The following is a 17,403-nucleotide window of genomic DNA, read 5'->3' on the forward strand; positions in this document are numbered from 1 at the left end:
GCTATTTGAATATTTAAAATTAAGAAAATCTATATTAAAGCAAAGAAATAAAATACATAATATGCTATTTATTAAAACAAACGGCGAGCCTTTGAATATAAATACTATAAGCACAATAATGCATTTCATTTCTAAAAAGACAAATACAAAAGTTACATGTCATTCATTAAGAAGAGGCTTTGCAACCGACATGGCAGAAAACGGAACTGACATTTATGTTATATCAAAAATGCTAGGACATCAAAATATAAATACAACCGTGTCAAGATATATTTATGTTTTGGCTGGTATGATAAAAGAAGCTATGGAAAATCATCCGTTTGCTAAGTTTGAATATGGTACGAAAAAAGACTTTACTAATTCGGACAAAAATATAAAAAGCGATGAGGTGATTGCAATAAAAAATATGTTTGAAGATTTAACAAACAAGATGAATGACATTATAAATCATCTGCCGAGAGAAACGGATATTAAAAAGGCTTGAAGTGTGGTACATCGTGCAAATTGCATTATGTGCAACACATCAATTTGCAGTGCAGACTGCATATTGCATTATGTAAAACACTGCATTTTGATGTGTGGACTGCAAATTGTATTATGTGCAACACTGCATTTTGCAGTATGCTACCCTGCAAAATGCAGTATGAATTTAAAGATAATTTAAAGACTTTTAAATTTAAAAAAAGAATAAGAGTTAATATATTTTAGTTTATTTAGAAATAACCTGAAAAGTTAAATCAGTTTTTGAAAACTGTTACGATAACATAATGCAAATATTGCCTTCAAGTCTTTAATAGAATAGCTTTATTTAACGCACAGAGGCTTTATACAAGGCTTTTTTTATTTAGGTATACATTTATATATACTTTACTAAAAAACACCGCTTAAGGCAGTATTTTAATTTTAAAAAAAATGTTTTTTTGTTGACTTTAAAATATTTTTGTGTATATTAGTTAATGCGATATAAAATTAAGAATGCCAATCAAAAAAGGTGTGAGAAACCTTTAGGCATAAAAAGGATATGGAATGAAAAAGCAAATAGTAATATTATGCTCTGGTATGTTGTATACTTTGAGCAAGTTTAGAAATAGTTCTTTAATAGCTAGAAATACGGTACAAGTAAGTAAAAGCTTTTTTCTCAATATTCTTTTACCTTGTATTTTATATCGCAATAAAAATATACTTGTACCGTTTTTCATAAATCTCAAATTCGTTGAAATTATTATTTTTTTTAAAATAATACTTAGATTTAATAAAAACAGCTATTTATTTAAATATGTAAAGTATTAATTTAAATTTTTTATAGAATTATTAATTTTTTATTTTTTTTATTCAATAAATGTTTAAATTATACAAAATAATATTTTTATTATAATTCAGGCAAATACCAAGTTATCCCTGTAGTAGATTCAAAGTATATAGGTATAGAAGAAGTCTGTCTTGAATTACCATTATTAATGTCCATTTCAAAATACCATTCAATATCTTGAACGGGAGTAATATAAAGTTCTGCATAAGCTCCCCAATATAAATTATGCTGTACTTTATAATATTTACTATCAGTTTTATATTTTCCTTTATAAACGGCATTGTATCCTAAAGAAGGTTCAACATAAAGAGATAGCATATCACTGTTAGCAGTTAATCCTAATACAGCAGCAGCAGTTACATTATAAGGATTTTTTTCCCATTTATTTTCTTTTTTACTATAAGTAGTATTTACAAGAGATTCTCCTGCTCTAACCATTACATCACTGCTGGCTAAAGCTGTATTATATGAAACTTTAATAAAAGGATTAATATTTACATTTCCAATTGTGCGGTTTAAGAAATATAGTCTAGTTTCAAAACCAAATGATTGAGCAAACATATCAAAATTATTTTTAACATTTTTATAACCTGACTGTCCATATTTTATGTATAATCTTACTTGATTGAATACATCTATTTCTGTATAGTATCTTATTTGTATATCTGTGCTTATTCCTAAATAGTCTTTATATTGACTGATAGTATATTTTCCGAAAGGATCTTTTGATGCAGCTATTTGTATAGGTATTGCTATTCTTAAATTATTATTTAAAGCATTGACCATAAGTACAGGAGTATGAACGCCTAAAGTGCTGTTATAATATGTAAAATTATATCCTAAGCCAATGCCGAAAATATCAGAAGTGTATCCTATTCCCATAGAAACAGTAGCATCTAATCCTAAATTATCTGTTTCACCTGAAATTATACTTCCCAATGATGTTACGGCATCTTGAGTTATAAGTCCGAAAGTACCTTTAATAGTATTGTTTCCAAGTACAAATCCTAATTGATCCATTCTGGCTCTTAATTGATTTCCAGCTGTAAGAAAATCAATCCAATCATCCTGATCGCCATACATACCAAAAACAGATGTACTTGCCATAGCCAACAAAGCAATAGCAGTCAATAAAATTTTTTTCATTTTCCTCTCCTAAAATATAAAAAATTATTCTCTTCTATATATAATAATTATTATATAATAAAATTATAAAATGTACACTTACTATAAATAAAAATATAATTATCTTGACAAATTTACTATACTTTTATAAAAAATTTAAACAATAAAAGGTGATATCTTAATGATAGATTAATATGTTTTTAAATTATTAATTTGCTTATTATAATTATATTTATTAAATTATCATAGATAAATAAATTTAAAAATCTGCTATTTTCTATATACAAAATAATATATATCAGTTTTAAAACTTTTTTATTTTTCTTCTATTATTTATATAGATTAAATATATAAGTTATATAAATAATAAAAAAGAGGCTGACTTATTAAAGGTCAGCCTCATTAATTTTCTTAATTAACTTTTAATTAATTGAAAGAAGGTAAATACCAAGTTATACCTGTAGTAGTTTCAAAGTATACAGGAACAGAAACAGGTGTAGTATAGCTATTACCGCTGTTATTAACATCCATCTCGAAGTACCATTCAAGATCTTGAACAGGTCTTACATAAAGTTCTGCATAAGCACCCCAAGATAATTTATGAGTAGAAGTTGATTCTATACCTTTTTTCTGATAACCTGTAAGAGTATAACCTAAAGAAGGCTCAACATAAAGAGATACTACATCACTGTTAGCTGTGATTCCAAGTATAGGTTTGATGCTAAATTCATAAGGACTTACATCATATATATCTGATTGTTTTGAATTATTATCTATGAAGTCATTATTCTTATATGAATATTCAGCTGTATAGTTTTTAGCAGCAGAACCTTTAAGAGCAGTATGATATTCAATTCTAACAAAAGGATTGATAGTTACATTTCCAACAGGAGTATTTAAGAAGTATAATCTTAATTGGAAACCTAAGCTTTCAGAAACTCCTTTAAAGCTTCCAGTATCAACTGTATTATTTCTATAATATACATAGAATCTTATAGCATTGAAAGCATCTATACCAGTATAGTATCTTAACTGTATATTGTCAAAAGCAACGCCAGTATATTTGAAATTATTGATTTTTGTACCATTTTGTTTATCTGTAACAGCTACTTGTATAGGTATAGATAATCTTAAATTGTTATTTAAGAAATTCATAGTTAATACAGGAGTATGAACTTGAATATCTTTATTTATATAAGTGAAGTTGTATCCTACACCTATTCCAAATACATCAGAAGTGTAACCTATACCAGCAGAAAGAGTAGAGTTCAAAGAAGTACCGCTTCCTGTATCAGATAGTATGTTTCCCCAGTTACCTAAGTTAATAGTATTAGCTCTGAAACCAACAGTACCTTTAATAGTACCATTACCTAAAACGAAACCTAATTGGTCCATTCTAGCTCTAAACTGATTACCATGAGTAAGGAAATCGATCCAAGAATCGCCTCTTCCATACATACCGAAAGCAGATGCACTAACTACAGTTAATATAGCCATAGCTGTCAATAAAACTTTTTTCATTGTTTTTCTCCTAATTTTTTTATAATCTTTTGACAGTGTCTATTGAGAGATTGCTTAAAAACTCAATAGACACCTAAAGATCCTCTGCATTTCATTATAGTGAAAAGTTATAAAATGTCAATACGTATGTATAGAATTATATAAAAAAATCACCATTAAAGAACATATTTACATATTTTTTTCATAAAAAATAATAATTTTATTTATATTAGTGTTGACTTTTTTATGTAAATTCATTAGAATAAAAGTGTTGGTAAGATATAGACATTAAAAAAAGATTGCTTATAATGTCTATAACCAATATTAGGAACAATAAAGATCCTCTAAATCCTTATTATTCCAATTGACACATTAGTAAAAACAGCATAATTTTTCCATTTAAATATCTGTTTTTACGGAGAATAAAGATCCTCTAAATCTTATTATTCTCACTGATTTTTTATAATCCGTTAGAATTATATAGATGTTCTAACGCATCTGGAAACAATAAAGATCCTCTGTCTTTGTTGTTTCCTAAAATTATTTTGGAGTTACTACTTACAATGAGTATTAACTATATAAAATTTTAGGAGAAAAACAATGAAAAAAGTTTTATTGACAGCTATGGCATTATTGACTATAGCTAGTGCATCTGCTTTCGGTATGTATGGCGACAGAGATTCTTGGATCGACTTCCTTACTCATGGTAATCAGTTCAGAGCTAGAATGGATCAATTAGGTTTCGTTTTAGGTAACGGTACTATTAAAGGTACTTTCGGTTTTAGATCTCAAGCTATTGGAACAGCATTAGGTAATATCATTTCAGGTAATACTGGAAATGTAGATTTAAAAACTACTATTTCTGCTGGTATAGGTTATACTTCTGAGCCTTTCGGTATTGGCGTAGGTTATAACTACACTTATGTAAATCCTAGATTAGGCGTTCATACTCCTGTACTTATGATCAATGCTTTAAACAACAACTTAAGAATAGCAGTTCCTGTTCAAATAGCTGTAAGTCATGATCCTTTCAATGATTCTGCTAAATTCCCTTATTCATCATCTACAAAAGATTATATGGGTATAAGCACTGATATACAATTAAGATACTATACTGGTATAGATGCTTTCAATGCTATAAGAGTATACTTCAAATACGGACAAGCTGGATTTAAAACAGCTAACGGAGCTAGTGAGTATTTTGCTCAGTCATTAGGTTTTGAAGCTAGATTCTATTTCTTGAATACTCCTGTTGGAAACGTAACTATCAATCCTTTCATCAAAGTTGTTTATAACACAGCTTTAAAAGGTGTAAGTAGAACTGTAAGAGCTGGAGAAGCTGTACAAAATACTGTTTCTGGTTATGATCCTAATTCTAAATTAGATGCATTTGCTGGTAGAAACATTGATAAAGATTTCAAATGGGATTCAAATCCTTATGATGTAAAAGCTCAGGCTGTATTAGGTATCACTGCTAACAGCGATGTAGTATCTCTTTATGTTGAGCCTTCTTTAGGTTATCAAGCTACATATTTAGGAAAACACACATCTGCAGATCCAGATTTAAATATAGATTCTAAAGTACAACATAGCTTAGCTTGGGGTGCTTATGCAGAACTTTATGTAAGACCTGTTCAAGATCTTGAATGGTACTTCGATATGGATGTTAATAATGGCGGTACAAGACAACCATCTAATATCCCTGTATACTTTGAAACTACTACAGGTATAACTTGGTATTTACCTGCTTTCAATTAATTAGAAGTTAATTAATACAGATCAATGAGAGGCTGGCTTTAATAAAGTCAGTCTCTTTTTATTAATTTAGTATTCATTAAAAATATTTGTTTAATATAAATGGGAATCCAAACTATAAAAAATATTATGATATACTTTTATAAAGTCTAATTACACTAAATATCATGTGTAAAAAACTAGAATATTTTATAGCTTTCTACATATATTCTAGCATCTTCGCTTCCATTAAAACGATTAACCTTTAATTTATAAATAATATCTATATAATTAGAAGACAGTAATTTTTGAGCTTCTTCATCACTTTTATCCCACATAATGGCATTGACTTTTTTATTATCCTGCAATAACTCAAGTCTTAAATGTGTCTTATTATTTTTTTTCATTTTATTTATGCTGTTCACTTTTACATTTTTAGACATAAATAAAGGCTCCTCATTACCGAATCCGTAAGGCTCAAACATTTCCAATAATCTTGCAAACTTTATATCTATATCTTTAAAACTAATTTCCAAATCAAATACATCATCTTTTTTTTCAGTTTGGAAATTCTGACTCGATGCATACTTTATTATCTTACTTTGAAACTTATCAAAATTATCAGTATTTAAAGTAAATCCGGCAGCATTCTTATGTCCTCCGAATTTAGTTAAATAAATATTGGCATACTCAAGCATATCTCTGGCATTATCATCTCCCCTACTCCTTATACTGCCTATGCAAATACCGTCTTCGCTCTCATGCATAATTACAGCTGTTTTACCATATTCGCTTAATACCTTTCCTGCAATGAGTCCTGTAAGCCCCTGCTCTATCTTTTTACTTTTGACAACTATAATAGGAAGTTTCAAACAGCTATTAGTCTTTATATATTCATTTACAATACTGAAATTAGACTCTGTCAAAGATTTTCTAGTCTCATTCATATTATAAACTTCATTTGATAGGCTCAAAGCTTCCTCTTTTATCTCGCATGTAAGAAGTTTCAAAGCTGTTTCAGGGCTTCCCATTCTTCCTGCCGCATTTATAAAAGGAGCAAGTCTCCAGCTTATAGCCTGAGTATCTATCTTTGTATTCAGTAAATTGATTCTCTCAAGTATTATATTGTATCTTATATGACTAGGCTTTTCTAATTCCTTCAATGCACATTTCACATAAGCCCTATTTTCTTCTATAAGAGGAACAACATCAGCAACACTTCCAAATAATACAAGTATAGACTTTTTCTTTATATAACTCTGAAGCTGTTTCTGACTTATATAAAATAGTCTTCTGAATATTTCCATTTTTATAATTAAATCTCTATAGGCTATATCATCATATCTATAAATATTAACATTAAGAGCCAAAGCAAAATCATCCAAAGTCTTTGTAGTTTTTACATTAACATTACCATATTTAGCACCTAATTGAAGAAGGTCATATACATTGTCATATTCAGGCAAATATATCTCATACCTTTCATAAAAATTAAGAAGTTTCTTTAATCTCTCCTCTCCTCCTGTAAGCACCAATACACAGCCGTCGCCCTCAAACATATAAGTAGCAAGCTCTTCAAGCACCTCATCTTCACTCATAAGCTCATCATAATAATCAGCATATATTGATTTATAGCAATTATTATCATTAATAAGCTCAAACCCGAACACCTCATCGCTTATAACAAAATTAGTAGCCTTCAAAGCCCTTATTCTTTTTAATACATTTTTTGACTTATCAATATCATAATCCAATACTATTATATCCTTATTATATAACTTAGTATAAGAAAATACGAAAGCCTGCATAAGCTTAAAAGCAACCGCACAGCCTGAAAAGTTCTTTGATACAAAACCTGTATTTGAAATTTTAGGATTAAATACAGCATAAGCATTCGGAAGTATTTCCGGTATATCATGGTGATCAGTTACTATAATATCTATTGATAAATCCCTTGCAAACTCTACTTCTTCAGCATTAGATATTCCGCAGTCCACTGTTATAATAAGGGTTACTCCTGAATTAGCATATTCCTCTATAACTGCCTTAGAAAGTCCGTATCCTGTTGTATGATTGGGTACAAATGCTTCAACATTCTTTGTAACTACTTTCAATGTATTATATATAATAGATGCTGCTGTTATACCGTCTGCATCTTTATCACCGTATACTAATATCTTCTCATCATTTTCTATGGCTTCTTTTATTCTGTCTACAAATACATTAACATCTCTTATATTAAAAGGATTAGATAATGAATATATATCCTGAAAAAAGAAATCATAAATATCTTCTTTGGAAGTTATGCCTCTTAATTTTAAAAGCTCTAATATTGTTGTATTTAAGTTATTTATATCCATAATTTGTCTTTATCACTTATTTAATAATAAAAAAAATAATATATTCTAATATCCTAAAATAGTATATTTTATTTATGATATTCTTTCAAGTGGTATATATTTTGCTATATTTATAATTGAGTTTTTTCGATATTAATATATCATAAAATAATAATATAATATAAGGTTTTAATTTATGGCTGAAAAAGATATTAAAAACTTTTTTAATAAAGCTTATGATGCTTTTAAAAGTAAAAATTATAAATTAGCAATAGAATACTTTTCTGAAGTTATAAAACTAGATTCAACCATTTACGAAGCATACTATAACAGAGCAAATGCTAAGGCAAATATAAATGATGAAGATTCATATAAAAGTGCTGTAGAAGATTATACTTGGACTATAAAATTAAATGATAAATTTGCAGCTGCATATTATAACAGAGGAATAATGAACAGAAGTTTGGGAAATATAGAAGAAGCTTTAAAAGATTTTGATAAAGCAATAGAACTTAATTATAATCTTGAAGAGGCTTATTATGTAAGAGCAAATACAAAAGCAAGCTCTAAAGATTATAAAGGTTCTATAGAAGATTATAACAAAGCTATTGAAGTTTATCCGCATTTCGCTGATGCATATTATAACAGAGCATTGTCAAAAAATGCATTGGGTGAATATAAAGAAGCTATAAAAGATTATGACAAAGCCATAGAATATAATTCTCATTTCATTGATGCATACAATAACAGAGGAAATGTAAAAGAAAAGCTCGGTAATTATAATGAGGCTATAGATGATTATACAAATGCTATTCATATTAACAGAGAATTTGCAGATGGATACTTCAACAGAGCAAATGCTAAGTTTCATATAAAAGATTATAAAGGTGCTGTAGAAGACTTTGATGAATTAATAAAAATAAATCCTAAATATACAAAGGCGTATTTAAACAGAGGTATAATTGCTATGACTATGGAAGCATATCAGGAGGCTATTAAAGACTTTGATAAAGTTATAGAATTAGATACAAACATTGCCGATGCATATTACAATAAAGCGGTTGCTCTTAATCATTTGGGTATATATGATGAGGCTATACTTTATTATGATCAGGCTATAAAATTAAATCCGAATTATTCTGAAAGCTATTTCAACCGAGGAATATCCAAATCAAAAACTGCCTATATGAAAAAAGAAAAAATAAATGAAGATGAATATAATAAATTAGTTAAAGAATCAGAAGATGATTTTGATAAAGCTTATGATTTAGCTAATGAACATATAAAGCATATAATATCAGAGGGGCTTAAAAAATTGGCTTTTCTTAATATGGAAGCTGCTGACAATTTTTGTAAGAAGCATGATATAAAATAAGAAATATATTTTTCTATTATTGGGCGGTAATCAGACAACAAATTTAAAAAAATCTTGGGTGGGTAGCTGTAAATTATAATTTGGCAATAATAAAAAATAATAGTTTTGATGGCAGATTGAAACTATAAATATAAAGGGTGGGCAAATGTAATTTAGGTTTTAAAATTTAATTACATACCCCGCCCTTTATTCTTTAATACTATAGTTTGAAATTTTTAATTTATCTATTTTTTAAAGCCTGATTATAAAATATAAAACTCGCCCAAGCTTTATTTAAGTTAAAAAAATATTAACCTACTGCAATTTATATTTTGCAGTAGGAATATTAAAAATTACTTACCTAATTCTTTTAAAACTTCATTAAAGGCTTCTACAACTTCTGACACTTCTAAACTTCTCCACTCTTTTAATTTATTTTCTCTTTTGTATTTTAAGAATATTTTATTTCCTGTAAAAATAACATGATTATTAGGATAATGAATATTTAAAGAATAACTAAGCCTATTCAAACGCATTGATTCTGATCTTAATGCCTTTTTGATAATATAAAAAGGACATTTTACTTTTACCATAAAGCCATTTGCATCCTCAAATACCACTCCCTCATAATCTATACTAAAATCATCAACATATTTATGAAGCATTAGTACTACATATTTATTATATTCATCTTTTGAAATATCATCTTTAGGAGCTTCAAATATTTCTATTCTTTCCTTTACTTGAAATTGCTCTGTTATATCTTTACTTGATAATTCTTCATAAGAAAGTTTTCTGAAACTCTCCTCATTGTATATCACATCAAGTAAAATCAAAAATGATTCATTATAAACTATAGGGTGTGCTGAATCTTTTAAATGTATACATTCAAAAACAAATGTAGTATTATTTTTATTGCAATATTCTTTTATAAAATTTTTATTTTCTTCAGTGAGTAAACTTTCTGCCCAAGAAGCCATAGTTGTTCCTATTGAACTTTTGGTTGCATATATAAGTTCATCTCTTGTTTTATCTAAAAACACTAAAAACAAATATCCATTATATTTTTTATAAACACTCACAGGAAACTTTATATTATTTTGCAAGGCTTTTAATTTTGTTTCTTTAACTTCATCATAATTAAAGAATTTATCATAACTTCTTCCTGCTATTTCATTTGTTTCATTGTATCTGTATAATCCTCTAGCTTTGATAGTTTGTTCATTCCATAATCTTTTATAGAATACTCTGTCTGAAAAATTAGTGGAATAAACTGTATCATAATATTTATGACGAACAAGTTCGCTGTCAGTTTTTTCTTTGCCAAATAAGTTTTCTATTTCTCTGTCATTTTTATAACTTTCAATAGACATGTCTTTTAAATTAAGAATTATTAAATCCTCTCCATATTCCACAGAATTTTCTATACAATAGGCATTATCATTTATTTTGCATAGATTATCTTCCAATTCTTCTTGAAGCACATTTCTATGTCCGAATATCTGAATAATATCTGAATGATTATTTTTAAATTTATTTCCTACTTCTATATAAGATTTATAACTGTTATCATCTTCACTATATCCATAAGTTACAATACCATTCAAAAGTGATGCTGGAATATGCTCATACATTTTATCTACACCTGAATGATTAATAAAAAATTTCTTTCCTTTAAAAGTGAAAAAATAATAAAGTCTGAACTTCTTATAAAAATTTCTTATTCTCTTTTTATAATTATTTAATTCGCTTTCATTAAGTATTTTTTCTTCTACAAGATTATCACTATCATCTTTTACTTGTTTAGTTATAGTAAATGCTTTTTTTATTTCTTTGTATGTTGTTTTATAAAATTCCTGACTTGTAACTTTTATATCATTGGCAAAGAAATTTATATTTACATCATGATTTCCTTCAGTAAAATAAACATTATTTCCTATATCATTATTAAGAAAATAATCAAGTAATTCTTTTGACTTTGAGCCTCTATCTATTAAATCGCCTACAAATATATAAGCTGTTTTTTTATCCTGAAAATAATTTTCTTTCTCTAAAAATTTTCTAAACACATCATACTCACCATGCAAATCAGGTATCACTTTTATATTATCATACTTTTCAAATTCTGTTTCATTAAGATAAAAGCTATCCCATTTACAAGCCTCAAGCAATGCAGTTTCCGCACTATCATAATCTGAAGCTCTAAAAATATTAGCACCGCTCAATTTGAAATTTTTCATACGCATAAAAAAGTCTTGTATAACTTCTTCCGCTATATTACCGCCTATTTTTCTTTTTCTAACATTTTCAATGCATTCTTTAAGCGATAAATGATCAAATAAAACAGCTATAATTCTATATCCGTATTTTTTGGCAAGCTCTGTAATACTATTAAGATTAAAAAGCCCTGTACTATCTAATATGGTAAATTGACCTAATCTAAATCTATTTTCTAATATGCTTAATATTAAATTATTCCAAATATAAGCATTGTCTTTTTCAGAAATAGAAAGCCCATTATATCCGTCTGGAAAAACACCTGAATATAATATTCTTAAATTATCAGAACTTACGCTATAATAATCAATATTAGTTTTCTTTATAGTATAACTTTTGCCGCTTCCTTGAGGTCCTACTGTCAATATCAATACTTTCATTATAATTCCTAATTTACTTGATATGCTTACTTATTATTTAATTTATCATAAATATCATAGAAATATCTTATAGAAGAAATTATCTCTCCGCTTTTACACATCTCTAAATATTTTTCTCTATTTACTATCATAGCATCACTGACTTCATTTTCCTGCAAAACTAAATCCTCAATATTAACATCTCTTCTAAACATATAAGAATCTACTATTGTATTTGAAAACTCAAGTACAAAAGAAGTTAAAAATACTGCCTCATCTTTTTTGAATGATAATCCAATTTCTTCTTCAAGCTCTCTTAAAGCTCCGTCAGAGCTATCCTCTCCGGCTAATATAGAACCTTCTGTGCATTCCCACATGTCAGGACATACTTTTTTACTCTTATGTCTTTTTGTGATTATAACTTCATCTTTACTATTAACTACCCAAGCATGTATAACTATATGATAATCATTTTTATTTAACGGTATTCCTCTCTGATGAAATCTTCCTGTTTTATTTTTATTAATATCATATATATCCCAAATCTCTTTCATAAACTTTTACCAAACTTTTCAAATATATTTAACAATAAAAAAAGCCTCCTTAAAAGGATGCTGCTTTTTAAGGGGGCTTTCATAAGTTATCGGATTGCTATATTATATTATTTTATAATATAAATTTCAAGGCTCTTAGTATTTCATAATAGTCATTATTTTCAAAAATTACCGTAGTATCATTAATTTTTTTAGCTCCGGGGTAAAATGATACTTTATGAGCATAGCCATGTTCCTTATAACATACCTCTAATTTGAAATTATTAGGCAATTTTAATAATTTACCCTTAAAATCCTGACTCAAAGCCTCTTTAGTTTTCTCTTTAATCATCTTAACCATTAAATTAGGTGAATAATTGATAGTAGAATAACCTATACCCTCTTTAACTGGAAGAGTTACCAAATTAGGGTGATTAGGCTGCATATTTTGTGCAACTTCGCATAATCCCTTATCGCCTGACAAAAATATTGTAGGTACTTTTCTATAAGCTGCCGCATAACTAAAAAACATAAACTCGCTTGCCAAAACTTCATTAAGCTTTACATAAACATTTCTAGTGTTCATAGTATGTGAAAGCGGATTATTTCCTATAGAAGCTGCATTATGATATCCAATAAACATTACAGCATCAAAGCTCTCATCAATACCTTCTACCATAGAATAAGGATCTCCGCTCCATCTTCTATGTATTTTCACGCATTCAGGCAAAGCAGTTTGATCTATATTCATAGCAGAGTCATGTGCATCTTTTACAAATATTTCTTTTGCTCCTGCATCAATAGCTCCCTCACATGCTGCATTAACTTCTTTAGTCATTTGAAGTGTATGCTCTTTATAAGTTAAACTTCCTGCATCAGTATCAGGCCATTGTGTAGTTGTGGTAATTCCTTCGATATCCGCACTAATAAAAACTTTCATAATAATTCCTCTAATATTTAAAAATTATTTTAATGATTAAAAACTATATTATATTTTTTATTTTATTCAATATGTTAATCATTGATTTTTTTATTGTTTTACAGCTTTCAATATACTAACTATAAAAGGTTTCATTTTTATTTATATGATGTAGAATATATTTTATTAGTAGTTTATAAAACAATTAAATAAATTTCAAAATTTATACAACCATATTAGTAATTTATTATTTTTTATAGTTTATTTAATACAAGGATATAATATATGAAAAACAATATAAATGAACTTATAGAAAAAGATGAGAATTTTGACATAAGTAAAATATCTATGTCTGCTTTATATGTCCAACTTATAAATGTACTATTACATAAGAGAATAGAAGGAGATAATAAAGTTACCTCTTTTTATCTAAATAGTGTTATTTTATTTTCATCAAGGAATTATAGAAAATTAATAAAATTGTGTCATAAAGTTTTATGTTTAAATAAGCAAAAAAAAATTAATTTAAGTATAATGGAAGAAGAATATTTTTATGGATATATACTTACATCATATTTATATACTGGTCAGTATAAAAAATGTATAAAATATGGGCATAGATTCTTAAATATATTAAATAATGAAAAAAATAAAATTGTTTTTTTACAGGATAAAATGGCTTATTTTCAAATAGGACTGTCAAATCTATATTTGAAAAATTATTATGAAAGTATAAAGTATTTTGATAAAGTTATTGAATTAATGAAATTTGATAAAGAAGTTGAAAATATGATTATAGGAAACTTTGCAATACCTAATTACAATTATGCTTATCGATGCAAAGGTATGGCATATTTAAAAATAGGAGACTATATAAAAGCTATAGATAACTTTAATGAAGATATAAAAATTAATGGTAATAGCGGTGTTGTTTATTATTATAAAGGAATAGCTTATTTCTACATAAAAAAATATGATAAATCAATTGCAGAATATCAAAAATCTATTAAATATTATAGTAATAATTTTGATAATAAAATATTTGTTTACAATGCTTTAATCAGAACATTAATAAAATGTAATAAGTATGATGATATAATTAAATTGCATAAAAGCATATGTAAAAATATATTAAATACAAAAGTTACATTAAAGTATACCTTTAATTTCTTTACGTTATTTACACTAATATTTGATACAATAAAGAATATATCAATAGATCAAGAAGTTATAAATAAATTAATAAATACTAATTTTGAAAATCAAAAATCATACTTTCAAAAATCAAATTTATATAATTATACCAAAGTTAATAAAGATACATTAAGAAATATATTAAATAGTCAATTATGGCTTAGCAATTCAAAAACTTTTAATGATCCTATTGACCCATATATAAAGAAAAATACATATAACAAATTAAATGATTATATATTAGAAAAAATAAAAGTTGCTTGTTTAACTACACAAAATGATAATACTTTAATGTGGAGTCATTATGCTGATAAACATCAAGGTATTTGTGTAGAGTATGACATAAGAAAAATTATAAATAAAAAAAATATAGTAATAAAAAGAATTAATTATAGCAATAAAATGAATATTGATGATTTTTTCATTAATTATTATAAGAGTATTTTACAAAACATAAACATTGAAATAGATAATTATTCAATAAATAATATTACAGATTTATTTACAGTAAAATCTAGAGAATGGAAGTATGAAGATGAATATCGTATACTGTTTTATGATAAAGAAAATAAAAATACCAATGGAACACTTATTAATTTGCCAATAAAAAGTATTTGTTTCGGTATACAGACATCAAAAGAAGATAAAAAACTTGTATACAATTTAGTTGAATACATAAATGAAAATAACAGAAATAAAAACGGTAAAAAGTATGAAAGAATTAAATTATATTATGCTGAACTTGATGATAATGAACTTTTTAAGATTAATATCAAGCCTTATAAACATAAAAATAATAGTTAATATATTAAAGAGTTTTATTTATATATTTACTGTCTATATCATCTATCATCTTGTTAAATTTTTCTTTAAGCAAAGCCCTTCTTTTCTTCTGCCACATAGTGTATATAGCTATAATGTAGCATATTAAAGATACTGTCATCATAAACAAAAATCCAACAAAATATGAGAAATTAGAAGCCAAATACCCCATTACAAAAGGTATGAATAAAGCAGCAACACCTGTCAAAGCCTCATTAACAGCAACATTTCTAGGAGCATTATCCTGGTCCGCCAAAGCATAATAAAGACCAAAGAAATAACCGAAACCGCTTACAAAACCCAAAAACATAAACGCTATTAAAAATAACCAGAAATTCCTAGTGAATGTTATTAAAAGCAAAGCCGCAGGAGTAAGAAGACCTACTATAGTAAATACTCTCTTTTTCTCCAAAAATCTCAAACAAAAAGCAGATGATAAAGAACCTACAGCCATAAAAGCTGATAAACTTCCTACCAATAATGAAGAATCTGCCTCAGAAAAACCAATTACCTTTATTCCATAATCGAGAAACATAAATCTTAAAGTATGCAGTACCATAGCCCCTACAAATATTACAAGCCAGCCTATATGCACTTTATATCTAGGAGCACGCATAAAAGGTATATTCCATTTTATCTTTTTGTTGTTAGCCTTAAATCTCAAATGTCTTGAAAGATAAAATAGTATAAACATTATTACACTTACTACTATAACGAAGTAAAAACCTAATTTATAATCAAATTTATATATAAGCCCTGTAACTGTAGGACCAACAGCAAAACCTAAAGACCAAGAAAATATAAATAAAGCCCCGCTTAATGTAACAGGCAAATCTTTTGAAACTACATCTAATGAAGATTGAAAGCATACAAAAAATATAGTAGCACAGCATCCGTATAAAAATGAATAAAATAAAGACATTTCAGGCGGAAGAAATATCAAACAAGCAACCGCAATGATAAGCTGAAGTATAGCTTCAACATATATTAAATTTGTATAATATTTCTTTTGTATTTTGATGCGTGAGAAAGTGCCGGCAGTAAGCATCATACCCATACCATAAGAAACCCCAAGCAATGATACAAAAAAAGGACTAGCTCCTGATATAGAAGCATTTATAACTAAAACCGTACTGAATATGCTTGAGCATAAATAAAGAAGAAACGGCATAGAATACACCAATATAGTCATTATTATTTATTCCTAACAATATATTATTTTAATGATGAAGTATTATATATATTATTTATAAAAAATGTATATCATTTTACAATTTTTTTATTTTTTTGATTAATTATTTTTATTTTCAGATAATAACTTATATTATCACCATTTAATAAAAAATAAAATTACACAATGTATTGATTTATATTGATTAATTTTATAAAATACTCCTAATTATATTTGATAATTCAATAAATAAAATAATTTGACCGATAATAAATTAAATTAATTATTAGGCTTTTAACTATGTATAAAATTTGTTATGCATCCATAATAATCATGCTGCTCATTACATCATGTAATGATAAAAAATTGGAGAGTAAACAATACAGATTAAACATAGAAGAAACAAATGAAGTAATAGATATAAAAAGCAGAAGCTTTGATGGAATAAGCTTAATAAAAAACAGTTCATTTACAGCGTATCCAAATATAACAATAAATGAACTTTTATCACCTTTTAGCTCTGTAGAATGGCAGGACTTTATATCTGAAGATGATTATAACCGTTATATAGATATAGTAGCAAGATATGATACTAATGAATATATAATACAGTTTCAAGTAACAGATCAGTACAGATGGGAATTGTATGCATTTGAAATAAATAAAACACCATATACTATAGATATAGTAGCAAATGAATTATATAAATTATATACAAATAAATAAAGAATCATTTCAAATATAATAAAAAAAGCTGACTAAAAAAT

Annotated in this window: 12 protein-coding genes; 5 read left to right on the top strand and 7 right to left on the bottom strand. The window is 26.8% G+C overall.

Annotated features, from left to right (window positions below; genetic code table 11):
- Window positions 1-484: tyrosine-type recombinase/integrase (locus tag BRSU_RS11785; RefSeq protein ID WP_048595687.1), on the top strand; the 484-nt coding region annotated here is incomplete at its 5' end.
- A gap of 885 nt (window positions 485-1,369) precedes the next feature.
- Here the strand turns inward: BRSU_RS11785 and BRSU_RS11790 are convergent.
- Both BRSU_RS11790 and BRSU_RS11795 read right to left on the bottom strand, forming a co-directional pair.
- A complete protein-coding gene (locus tag BRSU_RS11790) occupies window positions 1,370-2,455 on the bottom strand; it encodes a variable surface family protein (RefSeq protein WP_048595690.1) in 1,086 nt (361 codons plus the stop codon).
- Between the two features lie 405 nt (window positions 2,456-2,860).
- Window positions 2,861-3,955, bottom strand: coding sequence for a cell surface protein (locus BRSU_RS11795; RefSeq protein WP_048595692.1), 1,095 nt, complete (start codon window positions 3,953-3,955; stop codon window positions 2,861-2,863).
- A gap of 579 nt (window positions 3,956-4,534) precedes the next feature.
- On the opposite strand from BRSU_RS11795, the gene BRSU_RS11800 reads away from it, so the two are divergent.
- The gene (locus BRSU_RS11800) at window positions 4,535-5,692 is read left to right on the top strand and encodes a variable surface family protein (RefSeq protein ID WP_048595693.1); all 1,158 of its coding nucleotides are present in this window, start codon (window positions 4,535-4,537) and stop codon (window positions 5,690-5,692) included.
- 176 nt (window positions 5,693-5,868) lie between these two features.
- Here BRSU_RS11800 and recJ read toward each other — a convergent pair whose 3' ends face one another.
- The gene (gene recJ / locus BRSU_RS11805) at window positions 5,869-8,028 is read right to left on the bottom strand and encodes a single-stranded-DNA-specific exonuclease RecJ (RefSeq protein ID WP_048595695.1); all 2,160 of its coding nucleotides are present in this window, start codon (window positions 8,026-8,028) and stop codon (window positions 5,869-5,871) included.
- 175 nt (window positions 8,029-8,203) lie between these two features.
- On the opposite strand from recJ, the gene BRSU_RS11810 reads away from it, so the two are divergent.
- Window positions 8,204-9,382, top strand: a complete 1,179-nt coding sequence (locus BRSU_RS11810) for a tetratricopeptide repeat protein (protein ID WP_048595697.1) — start codon at window positions 8,204-8,206, stop codon at window positions 9,380-9,382.
- 332 nt (window positions 9,383-9,714) lie between these two features.
- Here the strand turns inward: BRSU_RS11810 and BRSU_RS11815 are convergent, their stop codons facing one another.
- The 3 genes from BRSU_RS11815 to BRSU_RS11825 form a co-directional block, all read right to left on the bottom strand.
- On the bottom strand, window positions 9,715-12,018 hold the full coding sequence (locus tag BRSU_RS11815) for an RNA ligase (protein ID WP_048595699.1): 2,304 nt from the start codon (window positions 12,016-12,018) through the stop codon (window positions 9,715-9,717).
- A 26-nt stretch (window positions 12,019-12,044) separates the two neighbouring features.
- A complete protein-coding gene (locus BRSU_RS11820; protein ID WP_048595700.1) occupies window positions 12,045-12,551 on the bottom strand; it encodes an NUDIX hydrolase in 507 nt (168 codons plus the stop codon).
- 112 nt (window positions 12,552-12,663) lie between these two features.
- A complete protein-coding gene (locus BRSU_RS11825) occupies window positions 12,664-13,470 on the bottom strand; it encodes a M55 family metallopeptidase (RefSeq protein WP_048595701.1) in 807 nt (268 codons plus the stop codon).
- 264 nt (window positions 13,471-13,734) lie between these two features.
- Between BRSU_RS11825 and BRSU_RS14890 the strand changes: the two genes are divergently transcribed.
- Window positions 13,735-15,447 (top strand): DUF2971 domain-containing protein, encoded by a 1,713-nt coding sequence (locus BRSU_RS14890; RefSeq protein ID WP_048595702.1) that lies wholly within the window; start codon window positions 13,735-13,737, stop codon window positions 15,445-15,447.
- Between the two features lie 4 nt (window positions 15,448-15,451).
- Here the strand turns inward: BRSU_RS14890 and BRSU_RS11835 are convergent, their stop codons facing one another.
- Window positions 15,452-16,657, bottom strand: coding sequence for an MFS transporter (locus tag BRSU_RS11835; RefSeq protein ID WP_048595704.1), 1,206 nt, complete (start codon window positions 16,655-16,657; stop codon window positions 15,452-15,454).
- Between the two features lie 279 nt (window positions 16,658-16,936).
- Here BRSU_RS11835 and BRSU_RS11840 point away from each other — a divergent pair, with 279 nt between their 5' ends.
- Window positions 16,937-17,362, top strand: coding sequence for a hypothetical protein (locus tag BRSU_RS11840; protein WP_048595705.1), 426 nt, complete (start codon window positions 16,937-16,939; stop codon window positions 17,360-17,362).
- Window positions 17,363-17,403: the final 41 nt, after the last annotated feature.

Source organism: Brachyspira suanatina, from assembly GCF_001049755.1.
In the GTDB taxonomy this organism is placed as follows: domain Bacteria; phylum Spirochaetota; class Brachyspiria; order Brachyspirales; family Brachyspiraceae; genus Brachyspira; species Brachyspira suanatina.

What these genes read in the sequence shown, in the direction of transcription:
- BRSU_RS11790 (WP_048595690.1), bottom strand. Translation starts at nt 2,455, where the DNA reads ATGAAAAAAATTTTATTGACTGCTATTGCTTTGTTGGCTATGGCAAGT.
- BRSU_RS11795 (WP_048595692.1), bottom strand. Translation starts at nt 3,955, where the DNA reads ATGAAAAAAGTTTTATTGACAGCTATGGCTATATTAACTGTAGTTAGT.
- BRSU_RS11800 (WP_048595693.1), top strand. Translation starts at nt 4,535, where the DNA reads ATGAAAAAAGTTTTATTGACAGCTATGGCATTATTGACTATAGCTAGT.
- recJ (WP_048595695.1), bottom strand. Translation starts at nt 8,028, where the DNA reads ATGGATATAAATAACTTAAATACAACAATATTAGAGCTTTTAAAATTA.
- BRSU_RS11810 (WP_048595697.1), top strand. Translation starts at nt 8,204, where the DNA reads ATGGCTGAAAAAGATATTAAAAACTTTTTTAATAAAGCTTATGATGCT.
- BRSU_RS11815 (WP_048595699.1), bottom strand. Translation starts at nt 12,018, where the DNA reads ATGAAAGTATTGATATTGACAGTAGGACCTCAAGGAAGCGGCAAAAGT.
- BRSU_RS11820 (WP_048595700.1), bottom strand. Translation starts at nt 12,551, where the DNA reads ATGAAAGAGATTTGGGATATATATGATATTAATAAAAATAAAACAGGA.
- BRSU_RS11825 (WP_048595701.1), bottom strand. Translation starts at nt 13,470, where the DNA reads ATGAAAGTTTTTATTAGTGCGGATATCGAAGGAATTACCACAACTACA.
- BRSU_RS14890 (WP_048595702.1), top strand. Translation starts at nt 13,735, where the DNA reads ATGAAAAACAATATAAATGAACTTATAGAAAAAGATGAGAATTTTGAC.
- BRSU_RS11835 (WP_048595704.1), bottom strand. Translation starts at nt 16,657, where the DNA reads ATGACTATATTGGTGTATTCTATGCCGTTTCTTCTTTATTTATGCTCA.
- BRSU_RS11840 (WP_048595705.1), top strand. Translation starts at nt 16,937, where the DNA reads ATGTATAAAATTTGTTATGCATCCATAATAATCATGCTGCTCATTACA.